The organism is Phenylobacterium sp., from assembly GCF_046463815.1.
Lineage (GTDB): Bacteria > Pseudomonadota > Alphaproteobacteria > Caulobacterales > Caulobacteraceae > Phenylobacterium.
Map to the genome: position 1 here is coordinate 43,965 of NZ_JBKBRO010000018.1, position 25,887 is coordinate 69,851.

General features: G+C 71.5%; 26 protein-coding genes. 13 read left to right on the forward strand and 13 right to left on the reverse strand.

Annotation, left to right across the window (positions count from 1 at the left end; genetic code table 11):
- Positions 1-74 precede the first annotated feature (74 nt).
- Positions 75-1,478 carry a flavin-containing monooxygenase gene (locus ACK4TT_RS13155; RefSeq protein ID WP_410213150.1) on the forward strand — a complete coding sequence of 468 codons (1,404 nt, stop codon included), beginning with the start codon at positions 75-77 and terminating at the stop codon, positions 1,476-1,478.
- Here the strand turns inward: ACK4TT_RS13155 and ACK4TT_RS13160 are convergent.
- Together ACK4TT_RS13160 and ACK4TT_RS13165 are read right to left on the reverse strand one after the other, a co-directional pair.
- A complete protein-coding gene (locus ACK4TT_RS13160) occupies positions 1,438-3,303 on the reverse strand; it encodes an alkyl/aryl-sulfatase (RefSeq protein WP_410213151.1) in 1,866 nt (621 codons plus the stop codon). The two genes, ACK4TT_RS13155 and ACK4TT_RS13160, sit on opposite strands and share 41 nt — an antisense overlap.
- Before the next feature lie 57 nt (positions 3,304-3,360).
- A complete protein-coding gene (locus ACK4TT_RS13165) occupies positions 3,361-4,752 on the reverse strand; it encodes a carotenoid oxygenase family protein (RefSeq protein ID WP_410213152.1) in 1,392 nt (463 codons plus the stop codon).
- A 91-nt stretch (positions 4,753-4,843) separates the two neighbouring features.
- Here ACK4TT_RS13165 and ACK4TT_RS13170 point away from each other — a divergent pair, with 91 nt between their 5' ends.
- The 3 genes from ACK4TT_RS13170 (at position 4,844) to ACK4TT_RS13180 (ending at position 7,689) form a co-directional block, all read left to right on the forward strand.
- Positions 4,844-5,446, forward strand: a complete 603-nt coding sequence (locus ACK4TT_RS13170; protein ID WP_410213153.1) for a TetR/AcrR family transcriptional regulator — start codon at positions 4,844-4,846, stop codon at positions 5,444-5,446.
- Positions 5,447-5,515: 69 nt separating this feature from the next.
- A complete protein-coding gene (locus ACK4TT_RS13175; RefSeq protein ID WP_410213154.1) occupies positions 5,516-6,682 on the forward strand; it encodes an epoxide hydrolase family protein in 1,167 nt (388 codons plus the stop codon).
- Complete coding sequence (locus tag ACK4TT_RS13180; protein WP_410213155.1) at positions 6,679-7,689, forward strand: beta-eliminating lyase-related protein; 1,011 nt, start codon at positions 6,679-6,681, stop codon at positions 7,687-7,689. The genes ACK4TT_RS13175 and ACK4TT_RS13180 overlap by 4 nt, the downstream gene beginning before the upstream one ends.
- A 10-nt stretch (positions 7,690-7,699) precedes the next feature.
- Here ACK4TT_RS13180 and ACK4TT_RS13185 read toward each other — a convergent pair whose 3' ends face one another.
- Together ACK4TT_RS13185 and ACK4TT_RS13190 are read right to left on the reverse strand one after the other, a co-directional pair.
- A complete protein-coding gene (locus ACK4TT_RS13185) occupies positions 7,700-8,698 on the reverse strand; it encodes an NAD(P)H-dependent flavin oxidoreductase (protein ID WP_410213156.1) in 999 nt (332 codons plus the stop codon).
- Positions 8,699-8,822: 124 nt separating this feature from the next.
- Positions 8,823-9,785 (reverse strand): acetyl-CoA carboxylase carboxyltransferase subunit alpha, encoded by a 963-nt coding sequence (locus tag ACK4TT_RS13190; protein ID WP_410213157.1) that lies wholly within the window; start codon positions 9,783-9,785, stop codon positions 8,823-8,825.
- A 106-nt stretch (positions 9,786-9,891) separates the two neighbouring features.
- On the opposite strand from ACK4TT_RS13190, the gene ACK4TT_RS13195 reads away from it, so the two are divergent.
- Both ACK4TT_RS13195 and ACK4TT_RS13200 read left to right on the forward strand, forming a co-directional pair.
- On the forward strand, positions 9,892-10,554 hold the full coding sequence (locus ACK4TT_RS13195) for a DUF6766 family protein (protein ID WP_410213158.1): 663 nt from the start codon (positions 9,892-9,894) through the stop codon (positions 10,552-10,554).
- Positions 10,555-10,721: 167 nt separating this feature from the next.
- On the forward strand, positions 10,722-11,471 hold the full coding sequence (locus ACK4TT_RS13200; protein ID WP_410213159.1) for a glycine zipper 2TM domain-containing protein: 750 nt from the start codon (positions 10,722-10,724) through the stop codon (positions 11,469-11,471).
- Between the two features lie 30 nt (positions 11,472-11,501).
- On the opposite strand, the gene ACK4TT_RS13205 is transcribed toward ACK4TT_RS13200, so the two are convergent.
- Positions 11,502-12,413: a site-specific tyrosine recombinase XerD gene (locus ACK4TT_RS13205; RefSeq protein WP_410213160.1), complete on the reverse strand. Its 912-nt coding sequence runs from the start codon at positions 12,411-12,413 to the stop codon at positions 11,502-11,504.
- Positions 12,410-13,624, reverse strand: coding sequence for a hypothetical protein (locus ACK4TT_RS13210; protein WP_410213161.1), 1,215 nt, complete (start codon positions 13,622-13,624; stop codon positions 12,410-12,412). Before ACK4TT_RS13210 ends, ACK4TT_RS13205 begins: the two co-directional genes overlap by 4 nt.
- Positions 13,625-13,675: 51 nt before the next feature.
- Here ACK4TT_RS13210 and ACK4TT_RS13215 point away from each other — a divergent pair, with 51 nt between their 5' ends.
- From ACK4TT_RS13215 to ACK4TT_RS13230, 4 genes are all read left to right on the forward strand, one after another.
- Positions 13,676-14,239, forward strand: a complete 564-nt coding sequence (locus ACK4TT_RS13215) for a shikimate kinase (RefSeq protein WP_410213162.1) — start codon at positions 13,676-13,678, stop codon at positions 14,237-14,239.
- Entirely contained in the window at positions 14,236-15,348 is a 1,113-nt protein-coding gene (aroB, locus tag ACK4TT_RS13220; RefSeq protein WP_410213163.1) for a 3-dehydroquinate synthase, read from the forward strand. Before ACK4TT_RS13215 ends, aroB begins: the two co-directional genes overlap by 4 nt.
- Positions 15,345-16,637 (forward strand): HlyC/CorC family transporter, encoded by a 1,293-nt coding sequence (locus tag ACK4TT_RS13225; protein ID WP_410213164.1) that lies wholly within the window; start codon positions 15,345-15,347, stop codon positions 16,635-16,637. Before aroB ends, ACK4TT_RS13225 begins: the two co-directional genes overlap by 4 nt.
- 170 nt (positions 16,638-16,807) lie before the next feature.
- Entirely contained in the window at positions 16,808-17,185 is a 378-nt protein-coding gene (locus ACK4TT_RS13230; protein WP_410213165.1) for a response regulator, read from the forward strand.
- A 195-nt stretch (positions 17,186-17,380) separates the two neighbouring features.
- Here the strand turns inward: ACK4TT_RS13230 and ACK4TT_RS13235 are convergent, their stop codons facing one another.
- The 4 genes from ACK4TT_RS13235 to ACK4TT_RS13250 are packed head-to-tail and all read right to left on the reverse strand — an operon-like array spanning position 17,381 to position 21,426.
- Positions 17,381-19,645, reverse strand: coding sequence for a molybdopterin cofactor-binding domain-containing protein (locus ACK4TT_RS13235; protein ID WP_410213166.1), 2,265 nt, complete (start codon positions 19,643-19,645; stop codon positions 17,381-17,383).
- Positions 19,642-20,592, reverse strand: coding sequence for an FAD binding domain-containing protein (locus ACK4TT_RS13240; protein WP_410213167.1), 951 nt, complete (start codon positions 20,590-20,592; stop codon positions 19,642-19,644). Before ACK4TT_RS13240 ends, ACK4TT_RS13235 begins: the two co-directional genes overlap by 4 nt.
- A complete protein-coding gene (locus ACK4TT_RS13245; protein WP_410213168.1) occupies positions 20,589-21,095 on the reverse strand; it encodes a 2Fe-2S iron-sulfur cluster-binding protein in 507 nt (168 codons plus the stop codon). The genes ACK4TT_RS13240 and ACK4TT_RS13245 overlap by 4 nt, the downstream gene beginning before the upstream one ends.
- Positions 21,096-21,153: 58 nt before the next feature.
- On the reverse strand, positions 21,154-21,426 hold the full coding sequence (locus ACK4TT_RS13250) for a BolA family protein (protein ID WP_410213169.1): 273 nt from the start codon (positions 21,424-21,426) through the stop codon (positions 21,154-21,156).
- Between the two features lie 52 nt (positions 21,427-21,478).
- Between ACK4TT_RS13250 and ACK4TT_RS13255 the strand changes: the two genes are divergently transcribed.
- Together ACK4TT_RS13255 and ACK4TT_RS13260 are read left to right on the forward strand one after the other, a co-directional pair.
- Positions 21,479-22,132 carry a J domain-containing protein gene (locus tag ACK4TT_RS13255; protein WP_410213170.1) on the forward strand — a complete coding sequence of 218 codons (654 nt, stop codon included), beginning with the start codon at positions 21,479-21,481 and terminating at the stop codon, positions 22,130-22,132.
- A gap of 165 nt (positions 22,133-22,297) precedes the next feature.
- A complete protein-coding gene (locus tag ACK4TT_RS13260) occupies positions 22,298-22,486 on the forward strand; it encodes a hypothetical protein (RefSeq protein WP_410213171.1) in 189 nt (62 codons plus the stop codon).
- 58 nt (positions 22,487-22,544) lie between these two features.
- On the opposite strand, the gene ACK4TT_RS13265 is transcribed toward ACK4TT_RS13260, so the two are convergent.
- Both ACK4TT_RS13265 and ACK4TT_RS13270 read right to left on the reverse strand, forming a co-directional pair.
- Complete coding sequence (locus ACK4TT_RS13265) at positions 22,545-23,321, reverse strand: sulfite exporter TauE/SafE family protein (protein WP_410213172.1); 777 nt, start codon at positions 23,319-23,321, stop codon at positions 22,545-22,547.
- Between the two features lies 1 nt (position 23,322).
- Positions 23,323-24,183: an MBL fold metallo-hydrolase gene (locus ACK4TT_RS13270; protein ID WP_410213173.1), complete on the reverse strand. Its 861-nt coding sequence runs from the start codon at positions 24,181-24,183 to the stop codon at positions 23,323-23,325.
- A 251-nt stretch (positions 24,184-24,434) separates the two neighbouring features.
- Here ACK4TT_RS13270 and ACK4TT_RS13275 point away from each other — a divergent pair, with 251 nt between their 5' ends.
- Positions 24,435-24,671: an amidohydrolase family protein gene (locus ACK4TT_RS13275; protein ID WP_410213174.1), complete on the forward strand. Its 237-nt coding sequence runs from the start codon at positions 24,435-24,437 to the stop codon at positions 24,669-24,671.
- Here the strand turns inward: ACK4TT_RS13275 and ACK4TT_RS13280 are convergent.
- Complete coding sequence (locus ACK4TT_RS13280) at positions 24,668-25,813, reverse strand: pyridoxal phosphate-dependent aminotransferase (RefSeq protein WP_410213192.1); 1,146 nt, start codon at positions 25,811-25,813, stop codon at positions 24,668-24,670. The genes ACK4TT_RS13275 and ACK4TT_RS13280 overlap by 4 nt on opposite strands.
- Positions 25,814-25,887 lie beyond the last annotated feature (74 nt).

The following is a 25,887-nucleotide window of genomic DNA, read 5'->3' on the forward strand; positions in this document are numbered from 1 at the left end:
CATGGGGGCGGAGGGGCTTGCCCGCCCCCACGGAAGGTCCTGAAACTCCCGCGAAAGCGTTGGGAGGGACGACCATGGGCGAAGTGCTGCCCCAAGTGCTGCCGAAGGCCTGCATCATCGGCGCCGGCCCGTCCGGCTTCACCACGGCCAAGCGGCTGAAGGACCTGGGCGTCCCGTTCGACTGCTTCGAGATGTCGGACGACATCGGCGGCACCTGGTACTTCAGGAACCCCAACGGCCAGTCGGCCTGCTATGAGAGCCTGCACATCGACACCTCGAAGTGGCGCCTGGCCTTCGAGGACTATCCCGTGCCGGCGGACTGGCCGGACTTCCCCCACCACCGCCAGCTCCTGAGATACTTCCACGACTACGTGGACCACTTCGGGCTTCGGCCGCTGATCACCTTCAACACCGCCGTGACCCACGCCGAACGCAGGGCGGACGGCCTGTGGTCGGTCACGCTGTCGAGCGGCGAAACGCGGCTCTACGACGTGCTGTTCGTCTGCAACGGCCACCACTGGGACCCCCGCGTCCCGGAGTATCCCGGCAGGTTCGACGGCCCGGCCATCCACTCCCACCACTACCGCGACCCGTTCGACCCGGTGGACATGCGGGGCAAGAACATCGTCGTGGTGGGGATGGGCAATTCGGCGATGGACATCGCCTCGGAGCTTTCCCAGCGGCCGATCGCGAAAAACCTGTGGGTCGCCGCCCGCCGGGGCGTCTGGGTGCTGCCGAAGTACATGGACGGCAAGCCGGCCGACAAGGCGGCGCTGCCGCCGTGGTTCCCGCGCAAGCTGGGGCTGGCCCTGGCGCGCAGGAAGATCAAACAGTCCATCGGCCGGATGGAGGACTACGGCCTGCCCAGGCCCGACCACGAGCCGCTGGAGGCCCACCCCTCGGTCTCGGGCGAATTCCTGACGCGGGCCGGCTGCGGCGACGTGAAGTTCAAGCCCAACATCGCCGAACTGATGGGGAAGAAGGTCCGCTTCGAGGACGGCAGCGTCGAGGACGTGGACGCCATCGTCTACGCCACCGGCTACCGGATCAGCTTCCCGTTCTTCACCGACCCCGAGCTGCTGCCCGACGCCGAGCACCGCTTCCCGCTGTTCAAGCGGATGATGAAGCCGGGGATTCCCAACCTGTTCTTCATGGGCCTGGCCCAGCCCCTGCCGACCCTGGTGAACTTCGCCGAGCAGCAGGCCAAGCTGGCCGGCGCCTACCTCACGGGCCGCTACCGGCCGCCCTCGCCCGCCGAGATGGCCGAGATCACGGCGAAGGACGAGGCGCTGCACCTCGGCCCCTACTACAAGTCCGCCCGGCACACGATCCAGGTGGACTTCGGCGTCTATGTCCGCGACCTGCTGAAGGAGATCGAGCGGGGCGCCAAGCGGGCGAAGGCGGCGGGGAACGCCCTGCCCGTTCCGGCCCGCGCGGTCAGCGCGTCACGATCGGGAAGTCCGGCCGCGGCGGCGTGAGGAAGCCCAGCAGCCGCTGAAGCGCGGCCGCGTCGCCCGGAAGCTGGAGGCGCGCGCCGGCGAAGGCGACGGCCAGGAACTGGGCCCGGGGCGCGGTGACGACAGCCTCGGCAGGCCCCTTCGGGTCGGCCTCCCAGGTCAGCACGTCGTTCCGGACGGCCACGCGGAAGTGCTCCTTGCGGTCGGGGAAGACGAGGTCGACGCTGGCCGACTGGCCCTTGGACTTCTCCGGGTCCAGGCGCACGGCCATGAGGTCGAGCAGCATGGGCGTGGGCGTGGCGCGCAGCATGTCGGCCGAGGCCGTGGGCGGGCGTCCCGGCCGGACGCCGGCCCGCAGCTCCTGGGCGCCGGTCAGGTACATGTTCCGCCAGATGGCGCTCTCGGCCTCCGCGCCCAGCTTGTCGTAGACCCCGGCCAGGAACTCGCGCGCCGCCGTGTTCGCCGCGTCGGCCAGGACGAGACGATTGGCGAGCGCGACGGCCCAGCGGTCGTCGCCGGCGGCCAGGGCCTCGCGGGCGCGGGCCAGCACCCGATCGGCCCCGCCCATGGCGGCCACGTAGCGCGCGCTCTCGTCGGCGGGATCGAGGGGGGCGAGGTTGGCCGGGTTGGCGTCGTACCAGCCCATGTAGCGCTGGTAGACGGCGCGGCTGTTGAAGCTGAGCGTGCCGTAGTAGCCGCGGTTGTACCACTCACGGTCCAGGGCCTCGGGCAGCCTGATCCGGTTGGCGATCTCTGGGCCGGTAAGGCCATCGTTCATCAGCCGCACCGACTGGTCGTGCAGGTACTTGTAGGCGTCGCGGTGCTTGCCGACGTAGTCCGCGATCGCCTCGCGTCCGAAGCGCGGCCAGGCGTGGCTGGTGAACAGCACGTCCGTCCGGTCGCCGTAGAGCCTGAGCGACTCCGTCAGGTAGTCCGCCCACACCTTGGCGTCGCGCACCAGCGCGCCCCGGGGCGTGAGCAGGTTGTGCATCGTGGCGTTGGCGTTCTCGGCCAGGCTGAGGGCCTTCAGGTCCGGCAGGTAGATGTTCATCTCGGCCGGAGCCTCGGTCCCGGGCGTGAGCTGGAACTGGAGCCGGACGCCGTCGACGACCAGCTCCTGGCCGGTGCGCACGATCTCGACGTTGGGCGCGACGAGCGTCTGGGTCCCCGCGCTGACCCCCTGGCCGATGCCCGAACTGACGGGACCCTCGGGCCCGCGCGGCAGCAAGGTTCCGAACTGGTAGACGGCCCGGCGCGCCATGGCGGGGCCGGCGATGATGTTCTCGCTGACCGCATGCTCCAGGAAGCCCTGGGGCGCGATCACCTGGACGCGGCCGACCTCCACGTCGGCGGGGTCGACCATGCCGCGTGCGCCGCCGAAGTGGTCGATGTGGCTGTGGGTGTAGATGAGCGCCACGACGGGCCGGGCGCCGAGCTTCTGGTTCGCGAGGTCCAGGGCCGCGCGCGCCGTCTCGGCCGAGGTCAGCGGGTCGATGACGATCCAGCCGGTCTTGCCGGCGATGAAGGTGGCGTTGGCGAGGTCGAAGCCGCGCACCTGCCAGACCCCCTCGGTGACCTTGAAGAGGCCGTGCTTGGACAGAAGCTGGGCCTGGCGCCACAGGCTGGGGTTCACCGTGGCCGGGGCCTCGCCCTTGAGGTAGGCGTCGGCCGAAAGGTCCCAGACCACCCGGCCGTCCGCGGCGGTGATCTTCGGATCGGCCCGGGTGGCCACGAAGCCGCGCTCGGCGAAGTCGAAGTCCTGCCGATCGGCGAAGTCGGGCCCGGCCGCCGCCGGCCCCGCCATGCACAGGATCGCGGCCGCCAGGCCGCCCAGCCAGGTCCGCATGCGGACGCCTCCCTCATGTTCGTTGGCGTCCGCAAGACCACGTTATCGGGGTTAAGTCTAGAAACCCACCCAGTTGCCGTGGAAGCCGAAGGGCACGCGGCGGGGGACCTCGGCCACGCCGATCGGCCCCTTGGCGATGTCCTGGGCCTCGAAGATCAGCAGGTCCGAGCGGTTCTCGGCGGCCCGCCAGACCACCGCCGTCAACCAGCCGTCGCCCTCGGGCGCGTCGGCCGAGCGGGGCGTGAAGACGGGCTCGGATGTGATGTCGCCGTCCGGCAGGGCGTACACCTGCCGCGCGCCGGTCGTGACGTCGAGGTGGGCGATGGCGGTCTGCCTGATGGTCTTGCCGTTCGTCGGATCGGCCGCGTACCAGCCGTGGCGGTGCTTCCGGGTTTCGACGCGCGGATCGACCCTGGGGAATTCGCCGTCGAGGTCGTCCAGCGGCTCCTCCCTGATGGTGTCGCTGTTCCCCGCGAGGTCGAAGGTCCAGCGGACCATGCGCGCGGCCGTCTTACGGCCCGGCGAGCCGTCGGCGTTGGGGAACAGCGGGGCGGCGTCGTAGCGCATGACGTCGGCCACGATCCGATCCCCCTCCTCCCAGGCGTTCAGGGGATGGAAGACGTAGCAGGCCTCGGTGTTGAACCAGCGGATCGAGCCGACGTCTCCGTCGCGGCGCATGACGCCGACGAAGCTGCCCTTCTCCGGCTCCCAGGCGAAGGCGGGCCTGCCGCTCATCGCCCGCTCCAGGCTCGCGGTCAGCGGCAGGATGGGGAACAGCACGTGGTTCTCGGTGACCATGAAGTCGTGGACCATCGCGGCGTAGGGCGCCTGGAAGTCGTCGCGGCGGACCACGTTTCCGTTGGCGTCGGTGACGCCGTAGCTCATGCCGGCCGAGAGCGGCATGTCGCCGACGCCATAGGCGAACCAGACCATCTCGCCCGACACCGGGTCGAGCTTGGGATGCGCCGTGGTGCGGCCCCGGTAGGCCTCGGCGTAGCCCACGGTCTCCAGCGTGCGCGGGTCCATGCGGGTCGGCAGGTGGCCCTCCTCCAGCGCCAGCAGCTTGCCCGCGTGCCAGACGATGTTGGTGTTGGCCACGCCCGAATCCTGGCCGAGGACCGAGGGGTCGGTGGTCATGGGGTTGCCGAAGCTGCCGAACAGCGAGCGGCCGGCTTCGTGCTCCAGCTTCCACTTGGGCGTGCGGACCCAGCGGTTGCGGTAGGTCGCCTTGCCGCCTTCGAGATAGAAGCCGTGGACCATGCCGTCGCCCGAGAACCAGTGGTGGTTCGGGTCGCGGGGCTCGAACTGGGGATTGGGGCCGATGCGGAACAGGGCGCCCCTCAGGCCCGCCGGGATCTCGCCCTTCACCTTCAGCTCGAAGTCGTCCTCCGACCGGACCGGACCGAAGTTGTCCGCCAGATAGGGATTGATGCGCGCGTCGCCGTCCATGGCCGTTCCTCCCGGCTCATACGTCTTACGTTGTAAATTTATGAGGTAAGGGCTAGGCCAAGGCAAGCGCTTGTTTTCCGGGTGAGTCTCGATGCCCCGCGTGCTGACCGAAACCGACGTCGCGGAGTTCCGCGAGCGCCTCTGCGGCGCGGCCGAGCGGCTGTTCGCCGAGAAGGGTCCGGACGCGGTGACCATGCGCCAGCTCGCCGCCGCCCTGGGGGTCTCGCCCATGACCCCCTACCGCTACTTCAAGGACAAGGACGACATCCTGGCCGCCGTGCGCGCCAATGGCTTCAACCGCTTCGCCGAAGCGCTGGAGACGGCCCGCGAGACGGCGGGCAGCGCGCGGGCCAAGGGGGCGGCGGTGGGCGAGGCCTATGTCACCTTCGCCCTGGAGCATCCGCAGACCTACAAGCTGATGTTCGACCTCAACCAGCCCTACGAGGGCCGCTATCCCGAGCTGGCCGCGGCCGCCGCCCGGGCCCAGGCGACCATGAGCGGCTATGTGCGGGACCTGGTGGCGGCGGGCGTGCTGGCCGGCGATCCCGAGCAGATCGGCACCATGTTCTGGGCCGCCGCCCACGGCGCGGTCGTGCTGGAGCTTTCCGGCAAGCTGCCGAAGGGCTCGGCCCGGGGCCTGCACCACGCCATGGCCCAAGCCATGAGCCGGGGCCTGCGTCCCGGCGCCGCCTGACCCAACGCCACCCGGCTTGACCGCCGCCGCGTCACCCGCCGAGGCTCCCAGGCCTCAGGAGGACGCCCCATGTCGAAACCCCAGCCGTTCGAGGCCAACTGGAGCGAGGCCCAGGTCGAGGCCCTGCTGGCCCAGGTGCGGGCCTATCCCTGGCCGCCGGCGCCGCAGGCGCCCGACGGCTGGGCCTACGGCTGCGACAGCGCCTATCTGAAGGGGCTCTGCGACCACTGGACCGGCGCCTACGACTGGCGCGCGGCGCTGGCCGAGCTCAACCGCTTCCCGCAGTTCACGGCCCGCGTCTCGGATGAGGTCGGGGACTTCGACATCCACTTCGTCCACGTGGTCGGCGAGGCGGGCGGCAAGCGGCCCCTGCTGCTGACCCACGGCTGGCCGGGCTCGCACTACGAGTTCTGGCAGGCGATCGAGACGCTGGCCTTCCCCAGCCGCTTCGGGGGCGACCCCGCCGACGCCTTCGACCTGGTGATCCCCTCGCTGCCGGGCTTCGGCTTCTCGTCCAAGCCTGCGCGGCCGATTGGCCAGCGGGCGACGGCGCGGCTGTTCAACACCCTGATGACGCAGGTGCTGGACTACGACCGCTATCTCGCCCAGGGCGGCGACTGGGGAGCGCTGGTGACCTCGTGGCTCGGCCACGAGCACGGCGAACACGTCAAGGCCATCCACCTCAACATGATCGGCTTCCGCCCGGCGGGCGGGCCGACCTCCGAGGCCGAGACGGGCTGGATCCAGCGCCAGCAGGCGATGATGGAGGTGATGGGCGCCTACTTCCGCCTGCAGGCGTCCAAGCCCCAGTCCCTGGCCTGGCTGGGGGCGGGCAATCCGGTGGGTCAGGCGGCCTGGATCGCCGAACGCTTCCACGACTGGGGCGACCTGCGCGCCAAGTCCATGGACGAGGCCTTCCCGAAGGACCGGCTGCTGACCAACATCATGCTCTACGTCATGACCGGCGGGTTCACGACCGGCGCCTGGTACTACCGCGGCCTGCTGGAGGAAGGCGGCGTCGCGCCGCTGAAGGACGGCGAGCGCTGCGAGACGCCGACCGCCTTCGCCAACTTCCCCGGCGAGCCGCTCTACACCGCCCCGCCCCGGAGCTGGGCCGAGCGGGCCTACAACATCGTGCGCTGGAGCGAGATGCCGAGGGGCGGCCACTTCGCGGCGATGGAGGAGCCCGATCTGTTCGTGGACGAGGTCCGCGCCTGGGCTAAACAGGCGGGATGACCGCCCGCTACGACTTCGCCTCGGACAACACCGCCCCCGCCGCGCCGGAAGCGCTGGAAGCGCTCATCGCCGCCAACACCGGATTCACCTCGGGCTACGGGACCGACCCCGTCAGCGCGCGCGCCGCCGACCTGGTGCGCGAGCTGCTGGACGCCGACGCCGAGGTGCGCTTCGTGGCCTCGGGCACGGCGGCCAACGCGGTGGCCCTGGCGGCGCTCTGCCGGCCGTTCGAGGCGGTGCTGGCCCACGAGCACGCCCACATCTGCACCGACGAGACGGGAGCTCCCGGCTTCTTCGGCCACGGCCTCGGCCTGGTCGGGCTGAAGGGCGCCTCGGGCAGGATCGACCCCGCCGCCCTGGCCGGACCGCTTGCGGCCCCGGACGTCTCCTACCGCCAGTCCCCGGCGGCGCTCTCGCTGACCAACGCCACCGAGTACGGCACCGTCTACACGGCCGCCGAGCTGAAGGCGCTGACCGGGCCGGTGAAGGCCCGGGGCTACGGCGTCCACCTCGACGGGGCGCGGCTGGCCAACGCCGCGGCGGCCGGCTTCGACCTGAAGGCGATCAAGGACCTGGGCGTCGACATCCTGGTGGTCGGCGGCACCAAGGCCGGCATGACTCCCACCGAGGCGGTGGCGATCTTCGACAGGGCCGCGGCCCGCCGGTTCGACGCGCGGCTGAAGCAGGCCGGACAGCTTCCGTCCAAGGGCCGGTTCTACGCCGCGCCGTTCATCGGCATGCTGGAGTCCGGCGCCTTCCTACGCCACGCGGCCCACGCCAACGCCATGGCCCGGAAGCTGGCCGCCCTCATGCCCTTCCCCGTCGTCCATCCCGTTGAGGCCAACGGGGTGTTCGTCGAGATGGACGAGGACCGCCTGCGCGCCCTGCATAAGAGCGGCTGGTTCGCCTACCGCTTCCTGGACGGCTCGGTGCGCTTCATGTGCTCGTGGGCCACCACCGAAGAGGCCGTCGAGCAGCTCGGCGAGACCCTGAAGGGCCTCGCCTGACGCCGCAGTCTTACGCCGGCTGCAGGCTCTTGTGGCCGACCATGCCGGCGAGCCGGCCCTGGATGATCTCCTCGGCCTCGCGGACCATGCGGGAGATGAGCTCGGCGCAGGTCGGGATGTCGTGGATCAGGCCCTGGACCATGCCCGCCGACCAGATGCCGTAGTCGGGATCGCCGGTCTCGTAGACCACCCGCCCGCGGGCGCCGGCCACCAAGTCCTTCACGTCCTCGAACTTGGCGCCGCCGCGGCGCTCGATGGCCACCACCTCGTCGCTGACCGCGTTCTTCGCCACCCGGGCGGTGTTGTGCATCGTGCGGAAGATGAGGTTGGTCTGGCGCTCGTCGTTGGCGACGATCTGCTCCTTCACCTTCTGGTGGATCGGGCTCTCGACCGTGCACATGAAGCGGGTGCCCATGTTGACGCCCTCGGCGCCCAGGGCCAGCGCCGCCACCAGGCCGCGCGCGTCGCCGAAGCCGCCCGAGGCGATCATCGGGATCTTCACCTTGTCGGCCGCGGCCGGGATCAGGATCAGGCCGGGCACGTCGTCCTCGCCCGGGTGGCCGGCGCATTCGAAGCCGTCGATGGAGATGGCGTCCACGCCCATCCGCTCGGCCGAAAGCGCGTGGCGGACGGCCGTGCACTTATGGATCACCTTGATCCCGTGGGCCTTGAAGTGATCGACGTGCTCCTGGGGCTTGTAGCCGGCCGTCTCGACGATCTTCACGCCCATGTCGATGATCGCCTGCCGGTACTCGGCGTAGGGCGGGGGCGTGATGGCCGGCAGGATGGTCAGGTTCACCCCGAACGGCTTGTCCGTCAGCTTCTGGCAGCGCTCGATCTCGCGCCGCAGGTCGTCCGGCGTGGGCTGGGTCAGCGCGGTGATGAAGCCCAGGCCGCCGGCGTTGGCGACCGCCGCCACCAGTTCGGCGCGGCCCACCCACTGCATGCCGCCCTGGACGATGGGGTGCTCGACGCCGAAGGTCTCGGTGAAACGGGTCTTCAGGGCCATGGGCCGTCGCCTCCAAACAGATGTTTGGAAGACACTGAAGCCGCAGACGCCACGTCAGGCAACCCCGTACCTCAACCAGCCGCTCCTCCACCGATGCGAAGACAGCGGGGGAAGGAGCGAAGCCTTACTGAAGCCCCGACCGGCCGATGGCGTAGAAGCGCTCGGCGCGCTGTGGCTTGAGCTGGTCCGCCGGAACCTGGGCCAGGGCCTTCAGCTCCTCCTCGACCGCGTCGCCCACCGCCTGCATGGCGGCCTCTGGGTCGGAATGGGCGCCGCCCGGCGGCTCGGGCACGATCCGGTCGACGATCTTCATGCGCAGGAGGTCCTGGGCGGTGATCTTCATGGCCTTGGCCGCCTCGCCGGCGGTGCGGGCGCCGCGCCAGAGGATCGAGTTGGCCCCCTCGGGCGCGATCACCGAATAGATGGCGTGCTCCAGGATCAGCACCCGGCTGGCGGCGGCGAGCGCGATGGCCCCGCCCGAACCACCCTCGCCCGTGATGACCGCCACGTTGGGCACGCCCAGCATCAGGCACTTCTCGGTGGACCGCGCGATGGCCTCGGCCACGCCGCGCTCCTCGGACGCCACGCCCGGATAGGCGCCGGCGGTGTCGACGAAGGTGACGACCGGCAGGCTGAAGCGCTCGGCCAGCTCCATGAGGCGGACGGCCTTGCGGTAGCCCTCGGGCCGGGCGTAGCCGAAGTTGTGCTTCACGCGGCCCACGGTGTCGCGGCCCTTCTCGTGGCCCATGACGACGACGGGCATGCCCCGGAAGCGGCCGAGGCCGCCCATGATCGCCTGGTCGTCGGCGAACTTGCGGTCGCCCCTAAGCTCCTGGAAGTCGTCGATCAGGGCGGCGACGTAGTCCACGAAGTGCGGCCGCTCGGGATGGCGGGCGACCTGGGTCTTCTGCCAGGGATCGAGGTTGGAATAGGCCTCGCGGCGCATGTCCTGGGCCCGGGCCCGCAGGGCCTCGATCTCGCCGTCGAAGGCGCCGGGACTGGCGGTTTCCGAGAGCCGGGACAGCTCCTCGATCTTGGCTTCGAGGTCGGCGATGGGGCGCTCGAACTCGAGGTAGTGCGCAGCCATTCGAAAGGTCGCTTCCTGAGCTGGTCCGGAGAGCGGCGGAAATTAGGGCCGAACCGCCGCCCTCACAAGCCGGGAACCGGCGCCTTAGTTCCGGCCTTGAGCAGGCATGAAGTCATTCCTGCGCGACAACGGCCTGACGCTCGCCCTGATGCTCCTGTTCCTGGCGAGCCTGGTCGGACAGATGACCTCGGGCTTCCAGATGGAGAACCACGAGCGGATCGAGCACGGCCAGGCCGTGATCGGCTTCCTCGAGTTCCTGAAGGGCGGCCAGTTCCTCTCCACGTTGTTCGAGAACTGGGAGAGCGAGTTCCTGCAGATGTGGGCCTATGTGACGCTGACGGCCTTTCTGTTCCAGCGGGGCTCGCCGGAATCGAAGGACCCGGACAAGCCCGCCCCGCAGGACCGCGACCCTGCGCTGGACGCGGACAAGCCCGACGCGCCCTGGCCCGTCCGCGCCGGGGGCCTCGCCCGCCGGCTCTACAGCCGCTCGCTGGGCCTGGCCATGATGATCCTGTTCGCCGCCTCGTTCACGCTGCACGCGGTGAACAGCGCCCGGCTCGCCGGCGAAGAGGCCGTCCAGCACGGCCAGCCGCCGCCCGGCGTCCTGGACCATCTGGCGAGCGCCGAGTTCTGGTTCGAGTCGTTCCAGAACTGGCAGAGCGAGTTCCTGTCCACGGCGGTGCTGGTGGTCCTGGCCATCTTCCTGCGCGAGCGCGGCTCGTCCGAGAGCAAGCCGGTCGGCGCTCCCCACGCCCAGACGGGGACATGATGGCGGCTGCAACCCCTGGCCTCGCCCGTCGTTTGTAGGGCCGAGGTCGAGCCCAAGCCTGCTCCGCATCGGGGGGCCGGAGGCGGACCGGGGCGCGTCTTCACCGAAAGACCGCGCGGATTCCTGCCTGACAAGCACCGCGCCTCGAGGAGAAATGGAGCTATCGCATGACCAGGACTCTGAAGATCGCGACGGCGTCGGCGCTCGCGCTGGCCACCGCCGCCCCCGTCTATGCGCAGGACTACCGCCCCACCGACGCGTACCAGCGCCAGTACCAGGACTACAGCGCCCAGCGGGCGCAGTACGAGGACCGCCGCGAGGCCTATCAGGAAGCCCGGGCCGACTACCGCGCGGCGCGGCGCGACTACGAACGCCGCCTGGCGGACTGGGAAAGGGCCCGGGCCCGCTATGACGCCCGCTACGGCTACGGCGCCTACGCCCGCCGCTATCCGCAGCCGGTGTGGGACCAGGCCTACTGGGATCGCCATGACGCGCCCCATGCGGGCGGCTACGGCCGCAACGCCGCCTATTCGAACGTCCGCTGCGACAACAACTCGACGGTGACCGCCGGGGTGCTGGGCGCGATCGTGGGCGGCGTGCTGGGCTCGAACGTGGCGGCCCGCAACGCCCGCACCGAAGGCGCCGTGCTGGGCGCCCTGGTGGGCGGCGGCCTGGGCGCAGCGGTCGGCAACGCCAACGACAAGTACAAGTGCGACAGCCGCGGCCCGTACTTCACCTACGACCAAACGGCGCCGTACCGCGAAAGCCGTTCGTACCGCTACGGCGCGTACGACACGAGCTACTACACCCACCAGCGCTGCCGCCTGGCCCCCGCGCCGGTGGACTCCTACGGCCGCGACTACCGCTACGTCCGCGTCTGTCCGGACGCCGAGGGCCGCTACCGGATCACCGGCTGACGTGGGAAGGGCCGCCTCCGGGCGGCCTTTCTATTTGCGGCCCAGGGGGTGCTTGCTGCGCACCACCTCGGCGAGGCGGTCGGAGGCGACGTGGGTGTAGATCTGGGTCGTGGCGATGTCGGCGTGGCCCAGCAGCTTCTGCACGACCCGCAGGTCCGCCCCGCCCTCCAGCAGGTGGGTGGCGAAGGCGTGACGCAGGACGTGGGGGCTGACCCGGGCCGGGTCGATGCCGGCGTCGGCCGCGGCTTCGTCCAGGAGCTGGGCGAAGCGGCGGGGCGTGAGCCGCCCGCCCTTGCCGCGCGAGGGGAACAGCCAGGGGTTCGCCCTGTCCTTCGCCGGCAGGAAGGCCGGCCGGACCTCCAGATAGGCCTTCACCGCCGCGCGGGCGGCCTCGTTGAGGGGGGCGAGCCGCTCCTTGCCGCCCTTGCCCCTGACGATCAGATAGGCCGGGTCGCGGGCCAGGGCCGCGAGCGTCAGGCCGGTCAGCTCCGAGATGCGCAGGCCCGAGGCGTAGGCCAGCTCCACCATGCAGCCGAGGCGCAGGCCCTGGGCGCCGTCCCGGGCCCCGGCCGCGGCGATCAGGCGGTCCATCTCCTCGCGCGACAGCACCTTGGGCAGGGTCCGGCCCTTCTTAGGCGCCTCGACGCGGCGGGAGGGGTCGTCCTCGCGCCAGCCCTCGCCCAGGACGAAGCGATAGAACTGGCGGACCGCCGCGCGGCGCCGGGACGCCGTGGCGGGCGAGAGGCCGCGGACGCCCAGGTCGGCGAAGTAGGCCTCCACGTCCTCGGTCGAGGCGTCCGAGAGATCCCGCCCCCGCCCCGCCAGGAAGCCCGCGGCGTCGGCCAGGTCGCGGCCATAGGCGGACAGCGTGTTCTTCGCCGCGGCGCGCTCGACGGCCATCATCTCCAGGAAGGCCTCGGCCCAGGCGCCGCCCCTGCTCATTTCAGCCCCGCCAACCCCTCCAGGGCGAAGGCGCGGGCGTCGTCGGAGAGCCCCGCCCGGGCGAGCGCCCGGACGATCCGCACCCGGTCGCCCAGGGCCGGACCGGCGGTCCCGGCGTCGGCGGCGATCCAGAGGGACAGAAGGGCCGCTTCTCCGGCCAGCTTGCCGTCGGCGGCCTGGTCGAGGGCCAGCAGCCGGCCGGCCGGCGCCTTGCCCCCGGCCAAGGCGAAGGCGGCGAGGCGCCCGCGATCCCGGGCCGGCAGGTCGGGCGACAGGGCCACCAGCAGCAGGGCCGCGCCCTGCAGCCCGGCGCCGGCCTTGGGCTCGGCCTCGGCGGCGGCGGCGATCAGGGCGGACAGCCCGCCGGGCGGCGGCGTCTCGCCCGTGGCCAGGGCGGCGGCCAGGCCGCCGGTGGCGGAGTCCACGGCGGCGATGTCGAAGGCCGGCGGTGCAACCTCGCCGCCCGCCAGCGCCGCGGCCACGGCAGGCGATGGCTTGGCGGCGGCGATATCGAGCCCGAGGCTCTTCGAGAGAGCGTAGTCCAGGCCGTTCCGGAGCGAGGCCGCGCCCGGCGCCGCGCCCGAGAGCTTGGCGCCCAGCAGGCGGCCGAACACGGCGTCGCGCGCCTGGCCCTGGGCGAGTTCGAAGGTAAGCTGGGCCTCGGCCGTCCTGCCCGCCAGCGCCTGGCAGTAGGTCCGCAGCCTGAGCCAGTAGGCCTGGCCGCGGCCGCTCCCCAGCGCCTCCTCGATGGCGCAGGCCCGCGCGTCGTCGCCGGCCAGCAGGGCGCTTTCAGCGGCCGCCTGGGACAGTTCCGGGCTCCGTTCCAGACCGGGCGCGCGCTGGAGGATGGCGGCGGCGGCCTGGGGATCGCCCAGCGCGATCAGCGCGCCGGCCCGGGCGCCGATCACGGCCGGGTCGTCGCCCACGCCCTCCGGTCCCGGCGCGCCGGTGGCCAGCACACGCCGCGCGAGCTGGGCCGCGGCGGGGGAGAGCGGCCTGGCCGCCAGCAGCGGCAGCACCGCCTTCGCCGTTTCGGCCGACGCGCCCCGCCAGAGGTCTTGCGGCAGGCCCGTCTGGCGGCCGGGGGTGGAGAAGGCGTCGGGGGCGGCCAGCGGCGTCACCTCGACGGGCTGGGCCAGGGCGGCAAGGGGGGCCGAAGCGGCCGAAATCAGCAGCGCGAAGCTGGCGGCGGCGAACGGAAGGCGCGTCATGCGGGGAGCATAGCCACCTGTCCGGATTGGCGCGAGGGCGCGCGCTCGTGTATGGCTCCGCCGTTCATGGACCGTTTCGAACCGCTGCGCCATCGCACCATCGCCCTCGTGGGCCTGATGGGCGTCGGCAAATCGAGCGTGGGCCGCAGGCTGGCCAACGCCCTTGGCCTGCCCTTCCGCGATGCGGACGCCGAGGTGGAAGCCGCCGCCGGCCGCTCGATCTCGGACATCTTCGCCGAGATGGGCGAGGCCGCCTTCCGCGACGGCGAGCGGCGCGTGATCTCCCGTCTCCTGGACCAGCCGCCGCACGTGCTGGCCACCGGCGGCGGAGCTTTCATGAACGACGAGACCCGCCGGCTGATCAAGTCGAAGGCGATCTCGGTCTGGCTCAAGACCGACCTGGAGACCCTCGCCCGCCGGGTGGGCCGCAAGGACACTCGCCCTCTGATCGCGGGCAAGGACCCGATGGACGTGCTCAAGGCCCAGGCGGCGGTGCGCTATCCGGTCTACGCCGAGGCCGACGTCATGGTGGAGACCGGCGACGTGGCCCATCATGTGACGGTGGACCAGGTCATCCGGGCGCTGACGGCCTATCTCGAGGAGAAGGCGCGATGACCCGCGCCATTCCCGTGGGCCTGGGGGGACGCGCCTACGAGGTGCTGGTGGGCCGCGACCTGCTGGACCAGGCCGGCGCGCGCATCGCGCCCTTCCTGAAGCGCCCCCGCACGGCCGTGGTCAGCGACGAGACGGTGTGGCGCCTGCACGGCGAACGCCTGACCGCCGCGCTGACGGCGGCCGGGATCGAGGCGCATCCCGTCATCGTGGCGCCGGGCGAGCAGACCAAGAGCTTCGAAGGCCTGGCCGACGTCACCGACCGGCTGCTGGCGCTGGAGCTGGACCGGGGCGACATCGTCACCGCCTTCGGCGGCGGCGTGGTGGGCGACCTCGCGGGCTTCGCGGCGGCCGTCTACAAGCGCGGCATCGACTTCGTCCAGATCCCCACCACCCTGCTCGCCCAGGTGGACTCCTCGGTGGGCGGCAAGACCGCCATCGACACGCCTCGCGGCAAGAACCTGGTGGGCGCCTTCCACCAGCCCCGGCTGGTGCTGGCCGACCTGTCGGTGCTGGACACCCTGTCCGAACGCGAGATGCGCGCCGGCTACGCCGAGGTCATCAAGTACGGCCTGCTGGGCGACCGCGACTTCTTCGAGTGGCTGGAGGCCAACGGCGGAAAGGTGCTGACCCGCGAACCGGGTGCGCTGGCCCACGCCGTCGCGCGTTCCATCGAGATGAAGGCCGAAATCGTCGCCGAGGACGAACGCGAACAGGGCCGGCGCGCCCTGCTCAACCTCGGCCATACCTTCGCCCACGCCCTGGAGGCGGAGACCGGCTACGGCGCGACCCTGCTGCACGGCGAAGCCGTCGGCGTGGGTCAGGCGCTGGCCTTCCGCTTCTCGGCCGAGCTTGGCCTGTGCAGCGGCCAGGACGCCGAGCGCGCCACGCGCGGGATCGCCGCCGCCGGCCTGCCCGTCCGACTGGCCGAGACGCCGGGCCATCCGTTCGACGCCGGCCGGCTGGTCCACCACATGGCCCAGGACAAGAAGGCCGAGGGCGGCAAGCTGACCTTCATCCTGGCCCGGGGCCTGGGCCGCGCCTTCACCGCCAGGGACGTGGACGCCGAGGCCGTGCGGCGGTTCCTTGTCGCCGAGGGAGCCCGCGGATGATCTGGGCGATCCTGGCGGCGCTCGCGCCGTCGCTGATGGTGCTGCTGACCCTGGCGGCCCTGGTCTCGGCCGCCGAGACCTCCATGACCGCGGCCAGCCGCGGGCGGATGCACCAGCTTGAGCGGGAGGGCGACCGCGCCGCCCGCCGCGTGAACCGGCTGATCTCCAACCAGGAGACCATGATCGGCGCCATCCTGCTGTCGAACAACGTGCTCAACATCGGCGCCTCGGCCCTGACGACGGCGGTGCTGACCTCGCTGTTCCCGCCGGGCTCCTGGCTGGGCCCGGCCATCTCCACGGTGGTGATGACCGTGCTGGTGGTGGTCTTCGGCGAGATACTGCCCAAGACGCTGGCCATCGCCCGCGCCGACGACGTGGCCCGCGGCCTGTCGATCCCGACCTACTGGCTGGTGCGGATCTTCGGCCCCCTGGCCGACGGCGCCCAGTGGGTCGTGCGCCTGACCCTGCGCCCGTTCGGCGTCCGGCTGGACGCCGGCGTCGACGTCCTGGCCGCCCACGAGGAGATCCGGGGCGCGGTGGAGTACCACCACTCGGAAGGCCTGGTGGAGAGCCGGGACCGCTGGATGCTGGGCGGCGTCCTGGACCTGGGCGAGATGGACGTCTCCGAGGTCATGGTCCACCGGCGCTCCATCGCCATGATCGACGGCGACAAGCCGCCGCGCGAAATCCTGGCCGAGGCCCTGGACCACGGCCACAGCCGCCTGCCCATCTATCGCGGCGAGCCCGAGAACATCGTGGGCGTCCTGCACACCAAGGACCTGCTGGGGGTGATCGCCAAGGCGGACGGTGACCTCGACGCCCTGGACATCGCCGACATCATCCGCACGCCCTGGTTCGTGCCCGAGACCACCAGCCTGAAGGACCAGCTCGCCGCCTTCCTGAAGCGCCAGAGCCACTTCGCCCTGGTGGTGGACGAGTACGGCGCCCTGCAGGGGCTCGTGACGCTCGAGGACATCCTCGAGGAGATCGTGGGCGAGATCGAGGACGAGTACGACATCCCGCCCGAGGGCGTGAAGCCGCAGCCCGACGGCTCGGTCGTGGCCGAGGGCTCGGTCACCATCCGCGAGCTCAACCGGGCCATGAACTGGGATCTGCCCGACGAGGAGGCGGTGACCGTGGCCGGGCTGCTGATCCACGAATGCCAGCGCATTCCCGAGGTGGGCGAGAGCTTCGCGTTCCACCGCCACCGGTTCCGTGTCGCCGAGCGGCGCGGCAACCAGATCACCCTGCTCAACATCTCCCCGCCGGCCGCGCCCGACGAAGCGTGAAGCGTGGCGGAACCATGGCGAAGCTTGCCCGTTATGGACCAGACCGCCGGGGGCCGCAGACCTGATCTCCACCCAAGACTTGCGGGCGCCGTTCAGGCGCTGCTCAACCCTCGCGGCGTCCGTTTAGGCATGCCATGGAACTCTACGACGTCCGTGCTGGAGCCCGCCGAATGACCGACACGCAGAGCCTGGAGGGGCTGCGGGTCCTCGTGGTCGAGGACGAGATGATGGTCTCGATGCTCATCGAAGACATGCTGAGCGACCTGGGCTGCACGGTGGTCGGCCCGGCCTCGCGGCTGGACGAGGCCATCGCGCTCGCCAGGGACGCCGACCTGGACTGCGCGGTGCTGGACGTGAACCTGGGCGGCCAGCCGATCTTCCCCCTGGCCGACCTGCTGCGCGAGCGCGGCGCGCCGTTCGCCTTCGCGACGGGTTACGGGGACACGGGCCTACGGGACGTGGACCGGGGCTCGCCGGTCCTGCAGAAGCCGTTCCGGGAGGGCGACCTAGCCCGCGTGCTGGGCGAACTCCGCGCCCAGGCCGGCTAGGTCCTAGAGGTATTCGAGCGCCCGCGCGGCGAAGCCTTCCATCAGGAAGGCCAGCGAACCGGCCAACGCGGTAAGCGACAGCAAGATCTTCACGTCCCGTCTCCTTTACGCCCAGGAGATGGGGACGCGCCTGGCCAGCCGCCATGGCCGGTTTCGCAGAACTGCGCTGCGGATCTGGAAACGAAGGCGCCGGGCTCAGAGCCCCCGAGCCACCAGCCCGGCCAGCAGCTTGTCGGGCGTGATCGGATAGTCGCGCACGCGCACGCCGCAGGCGTTGTAGATGGCGTTGGCCACCGCCGCGCCGGCGCCCGAGTTGCCGAGTTCGCCCACGCCCTTGATGCCCATGGGATTGGCCTTGTCGTCCACCTCGTCGAGCATGATGGCCTCGATCTCGCCGATGTCGGCCTGGACCGGCAGGACGTACTGGCCGAGGTCCTGGGCGATGAACGAGCCGTCGCGGTGGTCCACGGCGTTGCCCTCGTGCAGGGCCGAGGCCACGCCCCAGATCATGCCGCCGGTAAGCTGGCTGCGCGCGGTCTTGAAGTTGAGGATGCGGCCGGCGGCGAAGACGCCCAGCATCCGCCGCACGCGGGTCTCGCCGGTCACCGGATCGACGCCCACCTCCACGAAGTGGGCCCCGTAGGTGTGCTGGCTCCACTGGCGCATGTCCTCGGGCGGGCGGATCTCGCCCTCGACGGTCAACCCTTCAGGCGCGGCCCGGGCGACCAGGGCCGCCAGGGTCTCGGAGCGGTTCTCGATGGCGACGACGCCGTCCTGGAAGGTCACCGCCTGGACCGCGCCGCCGTGCAGGGGCGAGGCCGGATCGTTCACCGCCAGTTCGGCGATGGCCTGGCGCAGGTTCATGCCGGCGGCCAGCGCCGCCGAGCCCGCCGTGGCCGCCCCGAACTGGCCGCCCGAGCCCGGGGCCGGCGGCAGCTCGGAATCGCCGATCTCGACCCTCACCTTGTCGAGCGGGACACCCAGGGTCTCGGCGGCGATCTGGGCCAGCACGGTGTAGGTCCCGGTGCCGATGTCGGTCATGCCCTGGCGGACGGTGATGACGCCGTCCGCGTCCACGCTGAAGCTGCACTTGGCGGGCAGCAGGAAGTTGCCCCGGATGGCGGCCGCCATGCCCAGGCCCACCAGCCAGCGGCCGTCGCGAACCTGGCCCGGCGTCGGGTTGCGGCGGTCCCAGCCGAAGGCCTGCGCGCCCTCCTTCAGGCAGCGGACCAGCTGGCGCATGGAGAACGGCCGGCCCGTCTCGGGATCGACCTGCGGCTCGTTGCGGATGCGCAGCTCGACGGGATCGAGGCCGAGCTGTTCGGCCAGCTCGTCCATGGCGCATTCCAGCCCCAGCGTCCCCGACGCCTCGCCCGGCGAGCGCATGGGCCCGGCGCCCGGCAGGTCCAGCCTCACCAGCCGGTGGCCGGTGAGCCGGTTGGGGGCGGCGTAGAGGCTGCGGGCGAAGTTCGACGCGTGCTCGGTGAACGATCCGTCCCGGTGGCAGTGGGTCCACGAGACGACCGACATGGCGGTGAGCCGCCCGTCGGGCTCGGCGCCCAGGCGCACGCGCTGGACGGTCGCCGGCCGGTGGATGGTCCCATGCATCATCTGGCGCCGCGTGAAGGCGACCTTCACCGGCTGGCCCAGCGCCCGGGCGGCCAGGGCCGCCAGGGTCAGGTCGTCGTAGGTCTGGCCCTTCCCGCCGAAGCCGCCGCCGATGTAGCGGGTGAGCAGATGGACGTCGTCGCGGCCGATCCCCAGGGTCTCGGCGAGGCCGTGCTGGGCGGGCTTCACCATCTGGACCGAGGTGTGCACGACGCACTTGCCGCCCTCCCACCAGGCGGTGGTGGCGCACGGCTCCATCTGGCAGTGGTTCTGGATCGGCGTGGTCCAGGTCTGGTCCAGCCTGACCGGCGAGGCCGCGAAGCCCGCCTCGAAGTCGCCGACCTCCACGTCCTGTTCGCCCGGCGGGTCGGTCGCCTCGCCCAGGCTGGCGGCGAAGTCGGTGCGGGCCGGCTCCTCGGCGTAGGTCAGGCGGACGAGGTGCGCGGCGGCCGTGGCGTTCTCCAGGGTGTCGGCCACGACGAAGCCCACGATCTGGCCGAAGTGGGCGACGCGGTCGCTCTCCAGGGCCGGGCGCGAGGCGCCGGTGCTGCGCGGATGGGCGCGCGTGCCCCGGGGCGCCTGGGCCGGGACGTTGCGGTGGGTCCAGACCAGCTTCACGCCGGGCGCGGCCTCGGCTTGCGCCACGTCGACGCCCGCGATCCGGCCCCGGGCGATCTCGGCCCCGATCATGACGCCGTAAGCCGCCGGCGCGGGCGGCGTCACTTCATAGGCGTAGGGCGCTGTCCCGGTGACCTTCAGCGGGCCCTCGTAGCGGTCCACGCCCTTGCCGATGTTGCCGGCGCGGTTCTCGCGCACCGGATTGGTCGCTTCCCAGTCGCGAACCGAACTCATGCGCCCCTCCCCTTCGCTTCGGCGATGGCCGCGGCGGCGAGCCGGGCGGTGAGCGCGAGCTTGAAATCGTTGCGGCCGGCCGAGGCGGCCTGGGAGAGCTCGGCGTCGATGGCGTCCCTGGGCGAGGCGCCGGCGGCCAGCGCGGCCTCGGCCTCCACCGCCCGCCAGGGCTTGTGGGCCACCATGCCCAGCGCGACGTTCCCGCCCGCGACGGCGACGCTGGCCAGGCCGCCCGCGTAGGACGCCCGGTCGCGGGCCTTGCGGTAGCACTGGCCGCCGTCCGGCGGCGGCGGCAGGACCACCGCCGTGATCAGCTCGCCCGGGATCAGGTGGGTCTCGATGTGCGGCGTCTCGCCCGGCAACCTGTGCAGCTCCAGGAGCGGGAAGCTGCGCGCCTCGCCCGAGGGCGCCAGGGTCTCCACCCGCGCCTCCAGGGCGACGAGCGCCACGGCCATGTCGGAGGGATGGGTGGCGATGCAGGCGTGGCTCTGGCCCAGGATGGCGGCGTTGCGGTTCAGCCCCTCCAGCGCGCCGCACCCCGAACCCGGCTGGCGCTTATTGCAGGGCTTGGAGGTGTCGTAGAAGTAGGCGCAGCGGGTCCGCTGCATGAGGTTGCCGCCGACGCTGGCCTTGTTGCGCAACTGCGGCGAGCCGCCGGACACGATGGACTGCACGAGGACCGGATAGCGGCTGCGGACCGCGCGGTCGGCCGCCACCTGGCTGTTGGTCGCCATGGCCCCGATGCGCAGGCCGCCCGCTTCCGTGCGGGAGATCTCCGCCAGCGGCAGGCGGCCGACGTCGATCAGGTGGGCCGGCCGCTCGATGTCGAGCTTCATCAGGTCGAGCAGGTTGGTGCCGCCGGCGATGAATCGCGCGCCGGGGGTCTCGGCCGCCGCCCGGACGGCGGACCTGGCGTCGGTGGCGCGCTCATAGGTGAAGGGTCTCATGCGCCCTCCCCGGCCACGTCGCGGATCGCGTCGACGATCTGCGGATAGGCCGAGCAGCGGCAGATGTTCCCGCTCATCCGCTCGCGGAGCTCCGCGCCGGTCAGGGCGACGGGGCCGTTGAGGTCGGCGGTCTCCTGGCTGGGCCAGCCGGCCTCCACCTCGCCCAGCATGGCCACCGCCGAGCAAATCTGGCCAGGCGTGCAGTAGCCGCACTGGAAGGCGTCGTGCTTCAGGAAGGCCTGCTGCATCGGGTGCAGCCGGTCGGGCGCGCCCAGGCCCTCGATCGAGACCACCTCGTCGCCGTCGTGCATGACCGCCAGCGACAGGCAGGCGTTGATCCGCACCCCGTTCACCAGGACCGTGCAGGCCCCGCACTGGCCGTGGTCGCAGCCCTTCTTGGCTCCGGTCAGGCCCAGGGTCTCGCGCAGGAGGTCGAGGAGCGTGGTGCGGGGATCGACGTCCAGTGCGCGCGCCTCCCCGTTCACGGTGATGGTCGTGCGCATCTCGCCCCTCCCCAACTTCCGGCCGCACGGACGGCGGCTCTTGAAAACGATCTTGGCCCTAGCCTTCGCCCGGCGCCAGCGCCTTCACCGACAGCGCGTGGACCGGACCGGCCAGTTCCTCGGCCAGCGCCCGATGCACCATCCGCTGCCGGGCGACGCGGTTCGCGCCGGCGAAGGCCGCCGACTCGATGGTCACGTTGAAATGGCTTTCGCCGCCGGGCCTGGCCCCCGCGTGGCCGTGGTGGCGCGCGGAATCGTCCTCGACCTCGAGCCTGATGGGCTCGAACGCGGCGGTCAGCTTGCTTCGGATGGCCTCGATTATGGCGCCCATCGTCTCGACGTTCAATTCTTGAAGGGAAGTTTCAGGCCCCCATACTTGGCCCATGCCCGGCGCGTTTCAATACAGGCCCAAGTTCGTCGACATCCGCGTGCGTCCGCCCTCGGAGGAGGACCTGCGGGCCGAGGACGTGCATGCGCTGAAGCCGGGCGAGCGGGCCTGCGACCATCCCGGCTGCCGCCGCGCGGCGACGGCCCGGGCGCCGAAGTCGCGCGACCTGCTGCACGAGCATTACTGGTTCTGCCAGCCGCACGCGGCCGAATACAATCGCAACTGGAACTTCTTCGCCGGCCTCTCCGAGGACGAGATCCGCCGCCGTCAGGAGGACGAGCTCAAGACCGGCGGGCGTCCCACCTGGGAGATGAAGGCCGGGCGCATGAGCCGGGAGTCGGCGGCCTTCGTGCACAAGTTCGCGAAAGGCCAGGGTGGGTACAAGGACTACCACGAGCTGTTCGGCGGCCAGGCCCGCCATGGCCGCGCGCCGGAGCCCGAGGCCCGCCGCCTGGGCAAGATCGAGCGCAACGCCCTGGCCGACCTCGACCTCGACGAGAACGCCGACGGCCCCAGGATCCGCGCCCGCTACACCGAACTCGTCCGCCGCCTGCACCCCGACACCAACCAGGGCGACCGCTCGGGCGAGCACCGCCTCCAGCGCGTGATCCGCGCCTACCAGGCGCTGCGCAAGGCCGGCATGGTCTAGGCGGAGCGAAGCGGGTGACTTCAGCAACCAGATCCGGCACCACTGAGCGGCGCCCGCCACCTCCCCCGTATGACAAGTACTATCAAGTAACTCTTGACGGTGTTTATTTTCAAATCCAAATGTGATAGACTATTTCCATTGCCTTCTCGGCAATGGAGAACAGCAATGATTGAAGTTGTGCTTGATGGGCGCGTGGTGGCAACGGTCCCGGTCAGCCTAATTGGCCTCAACTGGCCGCTTCCAAGCGCGGCCGACTACGCCAGCGAAGCCAAGCGTTGTGTCGTCGAAGATGGCACGCTTACGATGGATCAGGTCGAACATGCCGTGTTTCGGTTCCGGCGTTCAGACGCGTGAACTTCCCCCCCTTGCAACTCGCTAGGTCCGGTCGTGGGCCACCGCACCAAGCCGATGCCTAAAGCCCGCCCATCGCCCGCCAGGCGACGTAGCCCGCCACGGCCACCACCATGAGCGCGAAGATGCGCCGGGCGACGTCGGCGCGGCCCGCGAGCCGTTTGGCGATCGGCGCGCCGGCCACGGCCCCGACCGCGCCGCCGGCCACCAGGGCCGCGAAGACCGGCCAATCCACCAGGCCCGAGGCGGCGTAGCTGGCGCTGGTCGCCGCCCCGAACAGGGTCACGGAGACGAGCGAGCTGGCCGCGGCGTGGGCCAAGGTCATGCCGGTGGCGGCCATCAGGCCCGGCACGATCAGGAAGCCGCCGCCGATGCCGAAGAAGCCGGCGGCGAGGCCGGTGACCAGGCCCGCGGGCGCGAGCTTCAGGACCAGGGACGGCGTCAGGCGCACGGCGGGGTCGCCCGCGTTCTTCTTGGGCAGCAGCATCGATCCGCCGATCAGGGCCATGGCCAGCGCGAACCAGAGCATGAGCTGGCCGCCGTCCATCTGTTTGGCGAGGTGCGCGCCAGTCAGCGAGCCGGCGAGGCCCGCCAACCCGAACACGGTGGCGCAGGGCCATTTCACCCGCCCCGCCCTCGCCTGGGACGCCAGGCCCATGGCGGCGTTCACCGCCACCGCCGCGGCGGAAGTGCCGATGGCCACGTGCGGATCGCGCACGCCCACGAAGTACAGCAGCAGCGGGGTGGCCAGCACCGAGCCGCCGCCGCCGAACACCGTAAGCAGCAGGCCGACCAGGGCCCCGCTCAGGGCCGCCGCGAGGTAGGCGACGGGCTCCATATCAGGCGACCGTCACCGGCAGCCGGAGGAAGACGTGGCCCTGGGGCGTGGCGGGCGGCAGGGCGCCGGCGCGGATGTTCACCTGCAGCGAGGGCAGGATGAGGGTCGGCGCGGCCAGAGTGGCGTCGCGGGCGGTCCGCATGGCCACGAACTCGGCCTCGGTGACGCCCTCGTGGACGTGGACGTTGCGCGCCCGCTCCTCGGCCACCGTGGTTTCCCAGCGGAACTCGTCGCGGCCGGCCGGCAGGTAGTCGTGGCCGACGAAGATGCGGGTCTCGGGCGCCAGGGCCAGGATCTTGCGGATCGAACGGTAGAGGGCCGCGGCGTCACCACCGGGGAAGTCGGCCCGGGCGGTGCCGTAGTCGGGCATGAACAGCGTGTCGCCCACGAAGGCGGCGTCGCCGATCAGGTAGGTCACGCAGGCCGGCGTGTGGCCCGGCGTGTGCAGCACGCGGACCTCCAGCTCGCCGAGCGGCAGCCTGTCCCCTTCGTCCAGCAGGACGTCGAAGACGCGGCCGTCGGGGGTCACGTCGTCGGCCTCGAACATCGGGATGAAGGTCTTCTGGACCTCGCGGATGTGGGCCCCGATGACCAGTTCGGCCCCGGTCTGCTTGCGGATGTAGTCGCCGGCCGAGAGGTGGTCGGCGTGGGCGTGGGTCTCGAGGACATAGGCCAGCTTCAGGCCCTGGTCGCGCACGGCGGCCAGCACCTCGTCGGCCGAGCGGGTCGAAAGCTTGGCCGACTTGGGATCGAAGTCGAGCACCGGGTCGACGACCGCGGCGACGCCGGTCGCGGGGTCGGACACCAGGTGGGTGGCCGTGGAGGTGGCGTGGTCGAAGAACGTCTGGACGCGGGGGGTCATGCTCTGGGGCTCCCTTTCGCCACCCTATATATTCACATTCTCTAATATAACAAGGGTCGAGCCACCCTGCCCGGGGACGAACGGCGACGCCGTGATCTGCCGCAAAATGCGCCGCCCCTCCGCGTCCTCGAACTCGGCGGCATGGAAGGAATGCGGAACCCCGTCCTGGAGCGTCTTGGCGATGTTGAGAACCGTCGTGGGCGCGATCGTGGCGGGGCTGGCGCCGGGCCACGCCGCGCAAGCCGCCGCCCATGGCCGACAGGCAGGCCGCCTGGATGGTGCGGCTGGGCATGACGCCGGTGCAGGCGCTGATCGCCGCCACAGCGACCAACGCCAGGGTGCTGGGCTGGCAGGACCGGCTGGACGAGGTGAGGGCCGGCAGGCTCGCCGACCCGGCGGCCGTGGCGGGCGCCCCCACCCGGAACATCGAGGCCCTGAAGGGGGTCCGCTTCGTGATGAAGAGCGGCCGGACCTACCGCGCCCCTTAGGCCGCCGCCGCGGCGCGCCTCGCCGCGAACCAGGGGACCATCCGGCGGATGGCCTCCTCGATCTCGGGCGTCGAGACGGCGAAGCTCATGCGGATGTAGCGGCGCCCGTCCACCGGATCGAAGTCGATCCCCGGCGCGGTGGCGACGCCGGTGTCGCGCAGCAGCTCCTTGCAGAACGTCAGGCTGTCGTCGGTGAGGGCGCCCACGTCGGCCCAGATGTAGAAGGCGCCGTCGGGGGGCGCGATCTTCTCCAGGCCCAGGGCCGGCAACGCTTCGAGCAGACGCTCGCGGTTGCGGCGGTAGGTCGCCACGTGGCCCTCCAGCTCGTCGCGGCAGTCCATGGCCACGAGCCCGGCGTGCTGGGCGAGCGCGGGGGCGGTGAGGAAGAGGGCGCCCATGTAGGCGATGGCGCGGGCGGCCTCGTCGCGGGGGACCAGCAGCCAGCCCAGGCGCCAGCCGGCCATGCTGAAATACTTGGAGAAGCTGTTCACGACGATGGCCGTGGGCTCGTACTCCAGCATCGAGCGGGTCGGCTCGGCGTAGCTGAGGCCGTGGTAGATCTCGTCCGAGACGATGCGGATGCCGCGCTCACGGCAGACCCTGGCGATGGCCGCCAGCTCGTCGCCGGGGATGACCGTGCCGGTGGGGTTGGCGGGGCTGGCCAGGATGACCCCGGCCGGCGCGGGATCGAGCCCGGCCAGCAGCTCGGCGGTGAGCTGGTAGCGGGTTGCCGGGCCGCAGGCGATCTCGGCCGGGACCATGTGCAGCGCCTTCACCGTGTTGCGGTAGGCGACGTAGCCCGGCCGGGCCATGGCGATCACGTCGCCCGGCTTGAAGGTCGACGACAGGGCCAGCACCAGGGCCGGCGAGGCGCCGCAAGTCAGCGTGATCTGGATGGGGTCCACCTGCACGCCGTAGGTCTCGGCGTAGTGGCGGCAGATGCGGGCCTTGAGCGGGGCGCTCTCCCAGTAGCCCATGGCCTCGGTGTCGAGCACCTCGTGGGCCCGGGCGATGGCGGCCTTGGGGGCGCCGGTGGAGGGCTGGCCGAACTCCATGTGGATGATGGAGCGGCCCTCGGCCTTCAGCTTCTGGGCCAGGCCGCTGATGGAGATGGCGTAGAAGGGATCGATCTGGGCGCTCATGCCGATGGGGTAGCCGAACCGGAGCCCGAACGCCATGCCGCTTGACCCGCGGCCCGCGGGGCGCGAAGCGGAGG

What these genes read in the sequence shown, in the direction of transcription:
- ACK4TT_RS13160 (WP_410213151.1), bottom strand. Translation starts at nt 3,303, where the DNA reads ATGCGGACCTGGCTGGGCGGCCTGGCGGCCGCGATCCTGTGCATGGCG.
- ACK4TT_RS13255 (WP_410213170.1), top strand. Translation starts at nt 21,479, where the DNA reads ATGCCCGGCGCGTTTCAATACAGGCCCAAGTTCGTCGACATCCGCGTG.
- aroB (WP_410213163.1), top strand. Translation starts at nt 14,236, where the DNA reads ATGACCCGCGCCATTCCCGTGGGCCTGGGGGGACGCGCCTACGAGGTG.
- ACK4TT_RS13250 (WP_410213169.1), bottom strand. Translation starts at nt 21,426, where the DNA reads ATGGGCGCCATAATCGAGGCCATCCGAAGCAAGCTGACCGCCGCGTTC.
- ACK4TT_RS13235 (WP_410213166.1), bottom strand. Translation starts at nt 19,645, where the DNA reads ATGAGTTCGGTTCGCGACTGGGAAGCGACCAATCCGGTGCGCGAGAAC.
- ACK4TT_RS13265 (WP_410213172.1), bottom strand. Translation starts at nt 23,321, where the DNA reads ATGGAGCCCGTCGCCTACCTCGCGGCGGCCCTGAGCGGGGCCCTGGTC.
- ACK4TT_RS13185 (WP_410213156.1), bottom strand. Translation starts at nt 8,698, where the DNA reads ATGGCCCTGAAGACCCGTTTCACCGAGACCTTCGGCGTCGAGCACCCC.
- ACK4TT_RS13165 (WP_410213152.1), bottom strand. Translation starts at nt 4,752, where the DNA reads ATGGACGGCGACGCGCGCATCAATCCCTATCTGGCGGACAACTTCGGT.
- ACK4TT_RS13200 (WP_410213159.1), top strand. Translation starts at nt 10,722, where the DNA reads ATGACCAGGACTCTGAAGATCGCGACGGCGTCGGCGCTCGCGCTGGCC.
- ACK4TT_RS13225 (WP_410213164.1), top strand. Translation starts at nt 15,345, where the DNA reads ATGATCTGGGCGATCCTGGCGGCGCTCGCGCCGTCGCTGATGGTGCTG.
- ACK4TT_RS13170 (WP_410213153.1), top strand. Translation starts at nt 4,844, where the DNA reads ATGCCCCGCGTGCTGACCGAAACCGACGTCGCGGAGTTCCGCGAGCGC.
- ACK4TT_RS13230 (WP_410213165.1), top strand. Translation starts at nt 16,808, where the DNA reads ATGACCGACACGCAGAGCCTGGAGGGGCTGCGGGTCCTCGTGGTCGAG.
- ACK4TT_RS13190 (WP_410213157.1), bottom strand. Translation starts at nt 9,785, where the DNA reads ATGGCTGCGCACTACCTCGAGTTCGAGCGCCCCATCGCCGACCTCGAA.
- ACK4TT_RS13270 (WP_410213173.1), bottom strand. Translation starts at nt 24,183, where the DNA reads ATGACCCCCCGCGTCCAGACGTTCTTCGACCACGCCACCTCCACGGCC.
- ACK4TT_RS13240 (WP_410213167.1), bottom strand. Translation starts at nt 20,592, where the DNA reads ATGAGACCCTTCACCTATGAGCGCGCCACCGACGCCAGGTCCGCCGTC.
- ACK4TT_RS13245 (WP_410213168.1), bottom strand. Translation starts at nt 21,095, where the DNA reads ATGCGCACGACCATCACCGTGAACGGGGAGGCGCGCGCACTGGACGTC.
- ACK4TT_RS13155 (WP_410213150.1), top strand. Translation starts at nt 75, where the DNA reads ATGGGCGAAGTGCTGCCCCAAGTGCTGCCGAAGGCCTGCATCATCGGC.
- ACK4TT_RS13205 (WP_410213160.1), bottom strand. Translation starts at nt 12,413, where the DNA reads ATGAGCAGGGGCGGCGCCTGGGCCGAGGCCTTCCTGGAGATGATGGCC.
- ACK4TT_RS13260 (WP_410213171.1), top strand. Translation starts at nt 22,298, where the DNA reads ATGATTGAAGTTGTGCTTGATGGGCGCGTGGTGGCAACGGTCCCGGTC.
- ACK4TT_RS13215 (WP_410213162.1), top strand. Translation starts at nt 13,676, where the DNA reads ATGGCTCCGCCGTTCATGGACCGTTTCGAACCGCTGCGCCATCGCACC.
- ACK4TT_RS13210 (WP_410213161.1), bottom strand. Translation starts at nt 13,624, where the DNA reads ATGACGCGCCTTCCGTTCGCCGCCGCCAGCTTCGCGCTGCTGATTTCG.
- ACK4TT_RS13195 (WP_410213158.1), top strand. Translation starts at nt 9,892, where the DNA reads ATGAAGTCATTCCTGCGCGACAACGGCCTGACGCTCGCCCTGATGCTC.
- ACK4TT_RS13175 (WP_410213154.1), top strand. Translation starts at nt 5,516, where the DNA reads ATGTCGAAACCCCAGCCGTTCGAGGCCAACTGGAGCGAGGCCCAGGTC.
- ACK4TT_RS13275 (WP_410213174.1), top strand. Translation starts at nt 24,435, where the DNA reads ATGGCCGACAGGCAGGCCGCCTGGATGGTGCGGCTGGGCATGACGCCG.
- ACK4TT_RS13280 (WP_410213192.1), bottom strand. Translation starts at nt 25,813, where the DNA reads ATGAGCGCCCAGATCGATCCCTTCTACGCCATCTCCATCAGCGGCCTG.
- ACK4TT_RS13180 (WP_410213155.1), top strand. Translation starts at nt 6,679, where the DNA reads ATGACCGCCCGCTACGACTTCGCCTCGGACAACACCGCCCCCGCCGCG.